A 12,596-nucleotide genomic window follows, 5' to 3' on the forward strand; every position below is an offset into this window, starting at 1 on the left:
GATGTTATCATACTATTACATAGTGGGATTGTACATCTAAGAGAAAAACCCTACTTTCTCATCATATAAATATAACTTATCCATTCTTACAACATCGAAATTATTTTCCTCAAATTTGATAAGTACGCCATTTACATCGCTATTCGTAATATTTTGTTTTGTGTCAGCAATCAATCTGCAAGTTACCTGATCACTGACAAATTTTGAATCCCCTGGCCAAATTGCGAGCCCTTTTGAATATATTGCTATAATTTGCAGTTTATTTGATTCAAATAATTTAACCACTTTGTCAAAATTGCTAGATCTATCCCAAGCAAGAGTTATATCACTACCTACTAATTTTTTAACCTTGTAATCCTGTTCATAGTTATTTTGTACATTATCTATTTTACTACTTGAATCACTACTTATCGTAAGCTCTGGTAATGTTTGAGGTTTTTTCCCTAAATTTTCTATAACAGCTTCTGCAAATTCATTAGTAGTGACCTTTTTCGCGCTTGTTTTCTCATTATATAAATCGGCAGTATGTATTCCATCTTCTAGAGTTTTTAGCCATGCATCGTAAATTAACTTTGCAGTATCAGTTTGACCTATGTAGATAAGCATATGTACTGCAGCATTTAAAAGCCCAGAAGGATTAGCTATATTTTTTCCTGCAATATCTGGTGCAGAGCCATGAACTGCTTCAAACATTGCGTATTCATCACCAATATTACTGCTTCCAGCAAGTCCAACAGACCCAGAGGTTAATGCAACGATATCTGACAATATATCTCCATATAAATTTTCAGTTACTATAACATCAAAAATTTCAGGTGCAGTTGCAACTTTTGCCATTCCAATATCAACTATATAATGTTCTGCCTGTATACCAGGATAGTCCTTTGCAACACTATCAAATGCTGCATGGAAAGCTCCATCTGTCATTTTCATTATATTATCTTTAGTCAGGCAAGTTACTTTCTTCCTATTATGTTTTTTTGCATATTCAAAAGCATACCTGCATATTTTCTCTGAACCAGATCGAGTTATAATTTTAGTGCATTGGTAAGAATCACAAGTCAGTCTATGTTCTATTCCAGTATAAACATCTTCTTCATTTTCACGCACTATTACAATATCGAACTTACCAAATTTGTTCTCTATGATAGGAGAATACGATATGCATGGACGTATATTTGCATATAATCCCAAATTTTTTCTTAGCGCTACATTCAAACTTTTATGACCTTTACCCTGTGGAGTTGTTGTAGGGGATTTTAGTAATATTTTTGTTCTTTCAATAGATTCCCAGCCACTTGGAGAAATTCCGTGAGACCATTCCTTATTATAAATACGTTCACCTATTTCAATGATATCTATTGATATTTTTGCTTCTGCTTCGCGCAATATAGACAGCGTTGCCTCCATAATTTCTGGCCCGATACCGTCACCATATGCAACTGTAATTGGTGTAGACATAAATTTCCTAATTATAAATGACTTAATGTTAATTTAAATAACAGAGTGACACAAGTAATCAATTGCCAAGCAATTAGCTTTTGCTTTTATGATTTTCATGTTAAAGTATAATCTCTAGGTGAAATAAGTAGCTGCTGTTATGCGTTAAACATAGCAGAGGAAAGTCCGGGCTCCAAGGAAAAATAGTGACGGGTAACGCCCGCCGGAGGTAACTCCAGTTATAGGACTACAGAAAATTACCGCCTAATATTTTTAGGTAAGGGTGAAAAGGTGCGGTAAGAGCGCACCATAGCAATGGCAACATTGGTAGTCGAGTAACCAGCACTAGGAGCAAGATTAAACAAGAGTAGACTTTATGTTTTCCTCATATCTACTCGGGTAAATCGCATGAAATAAATGGTAACATTTATTCCAGATAAATAGCTACATAAACAGAACTCGGCTTATATTTTACCTAGGTGTTAGAATGATATGTGTAATATAAGCCATAAGCGCTCAGTCATTTCATGCGTCACCCTTTACTTGTTCCGTTTGATGATCGCTAGTATTTTCACACATATCAGCATGAGAATATTCTTCATCATCAATATACTCTTTCAGGACATACCCCCTGCCCCAAACAGTTTCTATGTGACTTTTTCCATCATTAGCACTTTCAAGCTTCTTACGTAATTTACACATGAAAACATCAACTATCTTGTTATCTGAAGGTTCATCTAAGCCGTTGTAAAGATGATTCAAAAACATTTCTTTTGTCAACACTGTACCCTTACGGAGCGCAAGCAGTTCTATCATAGAATACTCCTTGTTAGTAAGGTGGACTGTTTTGCCTTTCACTTCAACAATTCTATGATCAAAATTGATATTGATGTTACCAATCTTTATCACAGATTCAGGATGACCTTTAGTACGACGCACTATTGCCTTAATTCGAGCTAATAGCTCACTTTTATGAAATGGTTTAGTTAAATAATCATCGGCTCCATACCCAAGTCCCTTAGCTTTGTAATTCACAGAAGACATACATGAGAGTATCAAAACAGGAACTTTAATTTTTGCACTTCTGAGTCTTAGTAGTATGTCATATCCATCAATATCACCAGCTAGGTGTATGTCTAGAATAACTAGATCATAGTAGTCTCCATTTGAAGAAACCATGTTATTGTTATAATCTTGTGCAGATGTTACAACGTCACAAAAATGTCCATCGGAAGTTAAAGCATTAACGACGGTTTTTGCACATATTGGCTCATCTTCAATCAATAATATACGCATATTTCGTACCCCATAAATAATTTATAATTTTAGTAATATATATAACTAAGGAAAGTAATAAATCAAACTTTTATTAACAAATGACCAAAATTACACCTACTAATTATTAATTAATAGTAAACATACCTTTCCTAAATCATATAAATAGATCTAAAAACGTGATAAATAAAATAATATACCATAATAATAACACTATTTTGAGTAAATATTGCACTAAAGCTATTATTGTTAAAAAAGTATTTAGATTCATTAATAATTATTTAATTATTTTATATGCCCGTATTATGTTTTTAATTTACTTATATTTTTCGGATACTATTCTAAAGTATAAGTAATACTTTTAGGAATATTGTGTGGCAATATCAATTTTAGGTGCTGGTGCATGGGGTACAGCAATTGCAATTTCATTAAGTGATAAGAAAAATGTAATTTTGTGGACTCGCAGTAGCGCTACATTTGAATCACTCATCAAGAAAAGAGAAAGTGATAAACTGCCTGGTTGTAGAATTCCTAATAGCGTATCAATAAAGCCAGGAATTGAAGATACAATTGATGCTTCAGTAATAATAATTGTTGTTCCAACGCAATCTCTGCGGGAAGTGTGCCAGCAATTATATAATTGCAAATTGAAGAAAGATACGCCTTTAATTATAGCTTGCAAAGGAATAGAAAAATCTACATTAAAGTTACCAAGTGAAGTAGTAAATGAAATTTTGCCGAGCAATCCAATTGCTATCTTTTCAGGCCCTAGTTTCGCTATAGAGGTTGCAAAGAAATTACCATATTCAATGGTTCTTGCGTGCCAAAATAACACATTAGGTTCAAAGCTGATATCGGAGCTGCAACAAGAAAATGTTAAATTGGAGTTTAGTAGCGATGTTATAGGGGTACAGATTTGTGCAGCATTAAAAAATGTTTTTGCTATAGCATGTGGGATCATTTTGGGCAGAAAACTCGGATCTAATGCTCATGCAGCATTGATTACAAAAAGCATGAATGAAATTAAAACTCTGTACTTAGCAAAAGTTGGTATGAATATAGAGACTTTGCTAGGGCCTTCATGCTTAGGTGATTTAGTTATGACATGCACAGCATTAAATTCAAGAAATCTATCTTTTGGGCTGAAAATAGGAAGTAGTAATGATGGTTGTAATGTTCAGCAAATTTTATCAGAGGGTAAATCAGTGATTGAAGGTTTTAGCACTGCTGAGTCTGCATTTTATTTAGCAGAAAAACTGAAGGTAAAAATGCCTATATGTGAAGCAGTTTATAAATTACTGTATGAAAATGCTCCTATAGAGGATGCTATTTCTGTTTTTATAAGTTAATTAAATTATGGAATGCACAAGTTGGTGGGTTTTTGTCGGGTAAAAAGAAAGGTGAAGAAATTGAATGATGGACTAATTTTCACTGTATATTTGTTACAGTCACCTGAAAGTTTTGAGTAAATAGAATGACTGAAGCCATTAAACTCTCCTCTTAATCTTAAATCCATTATTACAAAGTATAAAGTATATTTTTGCTTATTATTTATAGTAAATATACTTGCGTCCATTTGGAGAATTGCTGTTGATTAGAGCATAAAAGAAATCATCGATACAATTCAGATAAATTCCGATGTTGCGATATTACTTATGTTATTTGTTTTTTATAAGCTTATGCATCACGGCATGTTTTTTATTAGTCAATTACTTAGTATAAAATATAAACCTACAATACTAGCTGAAACTATAACTAGCATGTATACAAAAACACTTGGGCACTCATTACATTGGTTTGACTCTCATTTATCTGGTGAAATTTCAAATAAGATTACAGATTTTCAGAATAATTTGGCTAGTCTAATAACTCACTGCTTTAGCGCTTTACATAATATAGCAACTATTATCATAAGTATATTATTTTTGTTAAGCGTTAATGTAGCGTCGGCAGCTGTAATATTGATATTTGTGATAATTTACACTCCAGTTATAACTCTTTTACTAAACAGGCAAATGGCGCTGCATGAGCAATTTGTTACAGCAAAACAAGAAGTTGTAGGAATCATAAATGATTCGGTAACGAACATATTCAGCATAAAAATTATTGGTAATGTGTGGACAGAATTTAAGTTAAAGCTAACTCCTGCACTGCTGCGTTTTCAAAGCTGTGATAAAAAAGTTCGTAAATTTGATGCCTATTGGGTAGATAATGCCGATACAATCATGGTAATGACTATGAATTTAGTGCAAATTTATTTACTTGCTTATTTATATCAGAGCGGACAAATCACTGCAGGTGGTTTTGCTTTTATTGCAATGACTACACTTAATATACATGGGGATCTGGACTCATTTCTATCGAATTTATTATTTGATATTAATCCAGCGATTGCGTCGATGAAAGTGTCGTTTTCGTTTGTTAATCGTAATTACGATACTGAAGATGCTCCAAATGCAGAACTCCTTACAAATGCACGTGGTGAAATTAAATTTGAGAGTGTGTGCTTTGCATATAGTGGAAGTAAAACTGATGTACTCCATAACTTCAATTTACATATTCAAGCCAGCCAGAGAATCGGCATTGTAGGTGTTTCTGGTGCAGGAAAAACAACTATCATTAAATGTCTGCTCAGATACTTTGATGTGCATAGTGGACGAATCCTTATCGATGGCCAAAATATCACCAGTGTTACACAAGAATCTTTGCGAGCGAATATATCAGTGATTCCACAAGATATTACTATGTTTCACAGAACTATCTTAGAAAATTTACAACTCGCTAAACATGATGCAAGCTTTGATGAAATTGTTGAAGCATGTAAAAAAGCAAGGATCCATGAGAATATTATGCAAATGACCAATGGGTATAATTCTATTGTTGGTGAACGTGGTGTGAAACTTTCTGGTGGACAAAGGCAGCGTATCGCAATTGCAAGAGCTATTTTAAAAAATGCACCTATCTTAATTCTGGATGAAGCAACTTCTGCACTTGATACCCCAACTGAACAGTTAATACAGGAATCACTAAACGAAGTACTTGAAACAAGCAATGCTACAACGATCGTTATTGCTCATCGTTTATCCACACTCCTGCATATGGACCACATTTTAGTGCTTGATCAAGGTAAAATTGTGGAGGATGGTACCCACCTGAAACTTCTTGATAAAGATGGAACGTACAAAGCATTATGGAATGCACAAGTTGGTGGGTTTTTGCCGGATAAAAAGGAAGATGATGAATAAGCGTAATTTTGAAGAATTAAATAAAAATTTAACTTTTATTTTGGCACATTATGAAACTTTTATATAAATTAATATCAACCTGGATGCTATCTGGTACAGTAAAAAAAATGCCAGGTACTGTAGGTAGCTTGGCCTCTTTTCCAATTGTTCCCATAGTATTGAGCGACAAAACTTTAGGTGCAGCAGTCATTTCTTTTTTATTCTTAATCGGGTTGTGGTCTACAGGTAATTATATAAAACATTACCGAACCTCATATGATCCAAAAGAAGTAGTGATTGATGAAGTAGTTGGGCAATTACTAACAATACTTCTTGCTTCGATATTATTAAACAATCAGGAGATTAATTGCTCCTTATTGTTGTTGTGCTTTTTTTCTTTTAGGTTTTTTGATATAATAAAGACGTGGCCTATAAATGTGATCGATAAAAATACCAAAGGTCCTCTAGGTGTTATGCTAGACGATGTTATAGCTGCAATTTTAGCCTGTGTTCTTATAGGGGCTGTTTATTGTTTATTGTCATTATATGCAGGTTAAGAAACTCCATTATTCAAATTTCATCACTCAAAATCTGAAAGATTATATAATTTATGCAGCAAATTTATCTAAGTGGGAAGTACACGATGAATTTGATAACACTATATTTACGATAAATGGTACAAAGGAATCGTTATTTAATTTTGTGTTTTGTGAAGATCAATATATCGAGCTATCTATACAAAAAACTTTGGAATATCTGAGGGAAAGAAATGTAGAAGCAACGTGGGTAATAAACTCACATATGAAAACAAAGGATATTTTAGAAAAATATGAAATAAAGCATGTTAGCACACCAAAAAAAGCTCTACTTAATATAAAGAATTATTTTTTACCTGATGATGTTGTTCCGAACTTAAGGTTAAATGCTGTAAATAGCAGCTACCTTTTAGAGCAGTTAGATTTATATACTTCTAAAATTTTTTATCATAACATTGGAGTTGTTAGCACATTTTTTCGTGGATTATCAAATTATGATTATGAAAATTCAGGATTAAGGTTTTTTCTTGTAACTTTAAACGACGAGATTGTTGGAACATGTGGTATTTATATTCAAGATAATGTAGCTGGTTTTTATAGCGATGGCGTTTTGCCAATGTATAGAAATCAAGGAATAGGTACTCAAATGGTTTTAGAGAGAATAAAGCTTGCTAAGCAGCTTGAATGTAAATATATAGTAGCGCACTGTATGAAACCTTCTGTAAACCTTTATAAAAGGTTAGGCTTTCAAATGTTAGGTAATCTTTACTTGTATATCTCTTCAGCCTAACTTGCACGCAACTCTGTCCAAGCAACTACAAATCTTTACATCTATTTAAAAAGTGCCATGTTTTTTCTGTATGAAGTAATTTTAGTATTAACTCTAATATTGTTTTTTCTTTCTTATTCTAAATTAAAAATTAATAATAAAATTAAGAACTTACAACATCAAAATATTGTCGTTAACAATTTAATTGATACTGTGGATGATGGGTTTTATATTTGGGACGCGAAAAAACGTATAGAAAAATTTTCTCCTAATTTATTGATTTTACTTAATACTGTTTTTTACTCATTTAATGAATTTGTAAATTTTTTTGAGCAACCAGAAATCTTAATTAAAAATTTTACTGAAGCAAAGGAAATCAATAAATCTTTTACTTTGGACTTAAAGTCAAAAGACAGTGAGGTTTACTGTATATGTTATGGCAGAAGCATAATAGACGACTCTAATAATGTGATTGGTGCACTATTATGGATCAGAAATATCTCAGACCATAGAATAAAGGCTCACGGTCTTGAGTTAGAAAATGACAAGCTTGCTCAAGAAGTGGAAAATTATAAAAATATTTTCAACTCCTTACCATATCCAGTAGTAAAATATAACAAGCATAAGAAGGTGAAGTTTTACAACTTGTTTTATGATAAATATATAAATAGCTCTCAGAAATTGGCTGTAACCAGTAGCATTTATGGTGCTAAATCAAGAAAGCATATTATAACCTGTAAAAACGAACGTAAGATTTTTGATTTTATTAAAATTCCAATACAGGATTCTGATGAAATTGTAGTATATGGAAAAGACATTAGCGATACAGAAAAATTACATACTGAATTAAACGATTATTTGGCTACACATAAAAAACTACTTGAAGAATTACCAGTTGCCATAGCGATATACAATAAGAATCAAAAGCTAAGATTTTATAATAATTCTTTCATAAAAGCCTTTCAACTTGATCCAAAATTTTTGGCATCTTACCCGACTTATCACGAAGTTATGCTTTATCTTTATGAGTCTAAAAAGCTTTTAAAGAAAGAAGATTTTCAAACCATTAGTAACCAAAGGCATGAATTATTTAAAAAACTATTTGAATCATATAATGATATTATTCATCTCACAAATGAAAAAGAGTTTAGAGTGTTAATGATGCATTATGCTTCAGAAGGTTTACTCTTCTCTTATGAAGAATGTAAAAGATGATATTTAAATTCCCTCTTTTTCTATCATCAGTTGCTTCACTTTCGCTATAGCTTTTGCTGGGTTAAGCCCTTTAGGACAGGTTTTTGTGCAATTCATTATTGTATGGCAACGATATAATTTAAATGGATCATTTAAAGCATCAAGTCGTTCACCTGCTTTGTTATCACGACTATCAACAATCCATCTGTAAGCTTGTAGTAATATTGCTGGCCCTAAAAATTTATCACTATTCCACCAATAGCTTGGGCAACCAGTGGAACAACAAGCACATAATATACAATCAGAAAGGCCATCTAATTTTTTTCTATCCTCAGGAGACTGAAGATATTCCTTATTTGGCACCGCAGGCTCATCATTTTGTAACCAAGGTTTTATTGACTTATACTGCTCATAAAATTGACTCAGATCCGAGACCAAGTCCTTTATCACATGCATATGAGGTAATGGATATATTTTTACGTCACCTTTTATTTCGTGTACAGATTTAGTGCATGCAAGAGTATTAGTTCCGTCGATATTCATTGCACAAGACCCGCATATTCCTTCTCTACAAGAGCGTCTAAAGGTTAAGGTTGAGTCTATTTCATCTTTTATTTTGATTAATACATCAAGCGCCATAGGGCCACAATTATCCATATCAACAAAAAATGTGTCCTTTCTAGGTTTTTTCTTATCATCGGCAGACCAGCGATAAATTAGGATTCGTTTGATGTTTTTTGCTCCAACAGGGATAGGAAAAACTTTACCCTTTTCATTAATTTGAGAATTCTTTGGTAGAGAAAACTGCACCATGTTACTTACCTTTTGTTATCTATCGTTAAAATCCTTTTAACTTGTAAATAACATATTTTGCCAATATCTACTATATCTTTATTAGATACCTTTTAAAATTTTATTACCACAGCAGCACAGATTTTCTTCAAGTTAAGCAATCGGGTTGAGGATTTTCTGCTAACATATTTTCATGTTGCTTAGCCTCCAAGTCAAGACCAAGAGCTAAATAGGCTTTTACTAAATAGTTAACAGACTCAGGTAAATAGCTAGAATTTTTGTAGTTTGCTATATTCTGAAAACGCTTAATTGCTGCCAAGTATTCACCACGTTTTAGATAAAATTTGCCGATAACGTACTCTTTTTCTGATATATGTTCTGTGATCAGATTTGCTTTTTCCTTTATTTCATCTATATACTCACTGCCTGGAAAAAGGTTAATATACTCTGTAGCAAGCTCTAAGGTTTTGTATGCGGTTTGCTGCCCAAGTTGCACTTTATTAATTTGCATGTAATAAGATAATACTCTTAAATAGTACACGTACGGTAGATCTTCACCATTTGAGTAAATATATATGTAGTCATCCATACTACTTGCAGCACTGCTATAATCATCCATATTATAACTGGAAATACCAGATAACAACTTTGCTTTCATTGCCCAATAAGAAAAAGGATATAAATCCTCAATTGTTTGAAAAGCTCTGATGGCTTGTTTATATTTCTTTTGGTCAAAAAGTTCAGCTGCTTCCTCGTATAGTTCAGTTTCAGTTTTTTCAACCTGAGCGCCAACATCCGCATACGATTGTGTGAATAGGGAAAATAAGAGAATCAAATATACAATTTTAGCCTTATACATAGATCTTAAAATAAAAACAAAGTATAGACCTAAATGTTACCTAAAGAAATAAATTTATTTTTCTTTTCTCAAGTAAGTTTTCTGCACTATGCCTTCTATGAACGGTTTTTCTGATATGAAAGTGAAGTCATCATATGTTAACTCTAGCTTTATTCCTTCTTTAAGATTTACAGGAATAGCTGTGATTATACACTCATCCGCCTTAAGGCGAGGGGTTTTTGTAATCCCCCAAAAGGGACACTAAACAACAAACGACTATAAGCTTACTATTAGCCATAAATATTATAGTTGAGGTTAAAAATTAAACAACAAACCCACTTCAATATTGTGGGTGGCTATATCATCCGCCACTGGTATCGGAATACTAAAATAACGGTAGCCGAGGAAAGCTTTTATTTCTGGAATTATGGAATAATCAACACCAAGTTTTACCTGATAAGCAAACCAAGGAACATTTAGTGGCATTAGATCTTGAGACGGTGTATTGACTTTTTTTAATCTAAAAACTGTTGGTCCGATACCAAGACCGATGTATGGAGCAAATTGTGTATTCTGAATGTCAGGATTATAATAAAAATTTAACAAAAATGTAAATATACCTGCTGATTTGTCAAATATTGGCGTAGCATTACTACCTTGAGTAATATTTACTTTAGAATACATAGTTTCAAAATCAACTCTACCATTTTCTCCAGCATAGTAACCTAAAGACATGCTGCCAAGCCACTGAAAATCAACTTTACCATTAAACTTCAGGATGCTTTGAATTTCTCCCGCTACTATGTTTTTTACCACAGGACCATAACTACTTTCAACCAAAGTTAGAACTCTTTTTCCTATTGCTTGTATACCCTTTACAAATATTTCCGAGTTATCAGAGTATACTTTGCCGCCGCTAACACCGACATAAAAATCAAGTTTTTTATTTTTATCCAGTACAATCTCTGCTTTATTATGTTTTCTTGATTTATGGCATGGAGGTTCGTCTATAGGAGCGAGATCCTCAACAATTTGCTCAACGTCTGAGCAACCTTTATCACAGTTGTTGGCATGAATAGGAGGAAAGCCAAGACACAAAATCAGCAATACAATAAAAGTAGTGGATTTTCTAATACTCACAAATAGATCCGCTGTTTATAACTCACAATATAATTACATCCTATATTATAATGACATTTTATTAATATGCAAAAATCAAGGAAATGTACTTCCAATTAAATAATTATTTTCCTTCCCTATAATGTGAACTTTTACGATACTTTTAGCTGGTAGCTTTGATTTCAATTTTACCAGTGCAAAATTTTCTGCTCTACCCATATAATTTTGTTCAACTAGAACGCTTTGTTCAGTGCCTATCAACGATTGATAAAAACCATCCATGATTTCTTTATTGATTTCTCTTAAGGTTTTTACTCGCTCTTTTCGCACATTTTCTGGTACCTGTGGCATTCTTGCAGCAGGTGTATTTTTTCGTTCTGAGTATGGAAAAGCATGTAAATATACTATATTTACTTCCTTTAATAGATCCACTGTATCCTGAAACATTTCATCAGTTTCTGTGGGAAACCCAGCAATAATATCAGCACCAAATGCTACATTAGGTCTTAAATTTTTTACTTTATGGCAAAACTCTATTACTTGTTCTCTATTGTGACGGCGCTTCATTCTTTTTAATGTTAGATTATTACCAGATTGTAGACTTAAATGTAAATGAGGCATCAGCCTTGGCTCATTGATTATCAAATCAAGTAACCCATCATCAACTTCAGCAACATCAATAGAAGAGAGTCTAAGTCTCTTTAGTTCAGGTACATCCCTTAAGACCCTTCTAATCATTGAACCAAGTGATGGTTTACCAAATAAATCTTCACCATAATCAGTGATATCCACTCCGGTGAACACTACTTCCCTGTAGCCATTTTCTATAAAGACTTTGATTTGCTCTATAATATTATTTATCGGTACTGACCGATTATCTCCTCTTGCTACAGTAATTGAGCAAAATGTGCAGCTATGGTTACAGCCGTTTTGAATTTCAATAAATGCTCTTGATTTATCCTGAAATTTATTAATTAAAACAGGTTCTGATTTACTTGGTTTGTTGTCGCTTACCAACACTTTACCACTATTTGGTAAATAGCTTTCAGTGATTAGTTTATCCTTATTACCCAATACTCTACTCACACCAGGAATGTTAATATAAGACTCAGAATCTAACTGAACAGCGCAACCAACTACTATAATTTCTTTACTTGGATCATCCCTATGAATTTTGCGTATCTTTTGCTTTACTTGACGCTCTGCTTCGTTTGTTACCGCACAACTATGCACCACAATAACATCTTTTCTCTCTGCCTTTTTTAATGCTTCTTTGATTAATTCGCTCTCATAAAAATTTAGACGGCAACCAAATGTTATTACTTCATTCATGCTAGCATTTTTTACTTTGATAAATTGTATAATTTTATTATTATATCAAATACTCATATAAAGCAAATACAGCGTTC

At 32.8% G+C, this 12,596-nt stretch carries 11 protein-coding genes and 1 other RNA gene; 6 read left to right on the top strand and 6 right to left on the bottom strand.

The window, feature by feature from the left end; translation table 11 throughout:
- Positions 1-36: 36 nt before the first annotated feature.
- Complete coding sequence (gene icd / locus AAGD89_RS03675; RefSeq protein ID WP_341807773.1) at positions 37-1,461, bottom strand: isocitrate dehydrogenase; 1,425 nt, start codon at positions 1,459-1,461, stop codon at positions 37-39.
- A 114-nt stretch (positions 1,462-1,575) separates the two neighbouring features.
- Between icd and rnpB the strand changes: the two genes are divergently transcribed.
- An RNA gene (gene rnpB / locus AAGD89_RS03680) (RNase P RNA component class A) lies at positions 1,576-1,923 on the top strand.
- Positions 1,924-1,965: 42 nt separating this feature from the next.
- Here rnpB and AAGD89_RS03685 read toward each other — a convergent pair.
- Positions 1,966-2,736 (bottom strand): response regulator transcription factor, encoded by a 771-nt coding sequence (locus AAGD89_RS03685; protein ID WP_341807774.1) that lies wholly within the window; start codon positions 2,734-2,736, stop codon positions 1,966-1,968.
- Between the two features lie 353 nt (positions 2,737-3,089).
- On the opposite strand from AAGD89_RS03685, the gene AAGD89_RS03690 reads away from it, so the two are divergent.
- The 5 genes from AAGD89_RS03690 to AAGD89_RS03710 all read left to right on the top strand — a co-directional run bounded on the left by AAGD89_RS03690 (position 3,090) and on the right by AAGD89_RS03710 (position 8,459).
- On the top strand, positions 3,090-4,064 hold the full coding sequence (locus tag AAGD89_RS03690) for an NAD(P)H-dependent glycerol-3-phosphate dehydrogenase (RefSeq protein WP_341807775.1): 975 nt from the start codon (positions 3,090-3,092) through the stop codon (positions 4,062-4,064).
- A gap of 342 nt (positions 4,065-4,406) precedes the next feature.
- A complete protein-coding gene (locus AAGD89_RS03695) occupies positions 4,407-5,960 on the top strand; it encodes an ABC transporter ATP-binding protein (RefSeq protein WP_341807776.1) in 1,554 nt (517 codons plus the stop codon).
- A 50-nt stretch (positions 5,961-6,010) separates the two neighbouring features.
- Positions 6,011-6,496 (top strand): phosphatidylglycerophosphatase A, encoded by a 486-nt coding sequence (locus AAGD89_RS03700; protein ID WP_341807777.1) that lies wholly within the window; start codon positions 6,011-6,013, stop codon positions 6,494-6,496.
- Positions 6,486-7,265, top strand: a complete 780-nt coding sequence (locus AAGD89_RS03705) for a GNAT family N-acetyltransferase (protein ID WP_341807778.1) — start codon at positions 6,486-6,488, stop codon at positions 7,263-7,265. Before AAGD89_RS03700 ends, AAGD89_RS03705 begins: the two co-directional genes overlap by 11 nt.
- Positions 7,266-7,322: 57 nt before the next feature.
- On the top strand, positions 7,323-8,459 hold the full coding sequence (locus AAGD89_RS03710) for a hypothetical protein (RefSeq protein ID WP_341807779.1): 1,137 nt from the start codon (positions 7,323-7,325) through the stop codon (positions 8,457-8,459).
- A gap of 3 nt (positions 8,460-8,462) precedes the next feature.
- Here AAGD89_RS03710 and AAGD89_RS03715 read toward each other — a convergent pair whose 3' ends face one another.
- From AAGD89_RS03715 to mtaB, 4 genes are all read right to left on the bottom strand, one after another.
- Entirely contained in the window at positions 8,463-9,251 is a 789-nt protein-coding gene (locus AAGD89_RS03715; RefSeq protein ID WP_341807780.1) for a succinate dehydrogenase iron-sulfur subunit, read from the bottom strand.
- Positions 9,252-9,378: 127 nt separating this feature from the next.
- Complete coding sequence (locus AAGD89_RS03720) at positions 9,379-10,089, bottom strand: outer membrane protein assembly factor BamD (RefSeq protein WP_341807781.1); 711 nt, start codon at positions 10,087-10,089, stop codon at positions 9,379-9,381.
- 294 nt (positions 10,090-10,383) lie between these two features.
- Positions 10,384-11,208 carry a P44/Msp2 family outer membrane protein gene (locus AAGD89_RS03725; protein ID WP_341807782.1) on the bottom strand — a complete coding sequence of 275 codons (825 nt, stop codon included), beginning with the start codon at positions 11,206-11,208 and terminating at the stop codon, positions 10,384-10,386.
- A 75-nt stretch (positions 11,209-11,283) separates the two neighbouring features.
- Positions 11,284-12,519, bottom strand: coding sequence for a tRNA (N(6)-L-threonylcarbamoyladenosine(37)-C(2))-methylthiotransferase MtaB (gene mtaB, locus AAGD89_RS03730; protein ID WP_341807783.1), 1,236 nt, complete (start codon positions 12,517-12,519; stop codon positions 11,284-11,286).
- Positions 12,520-12,596 lie beyond the last annotated feature (77 nt).

Origin of the sequence: Wolbachia endosymbiont (group E) of Neria commutata, assembly GCF_964026735.1 — a bacterium.
GTDB lineage: Bacteria > Pseudomonadota > Alphaproteobacteria > Rickettsiales > Anaplasmataceae > Wolbachia.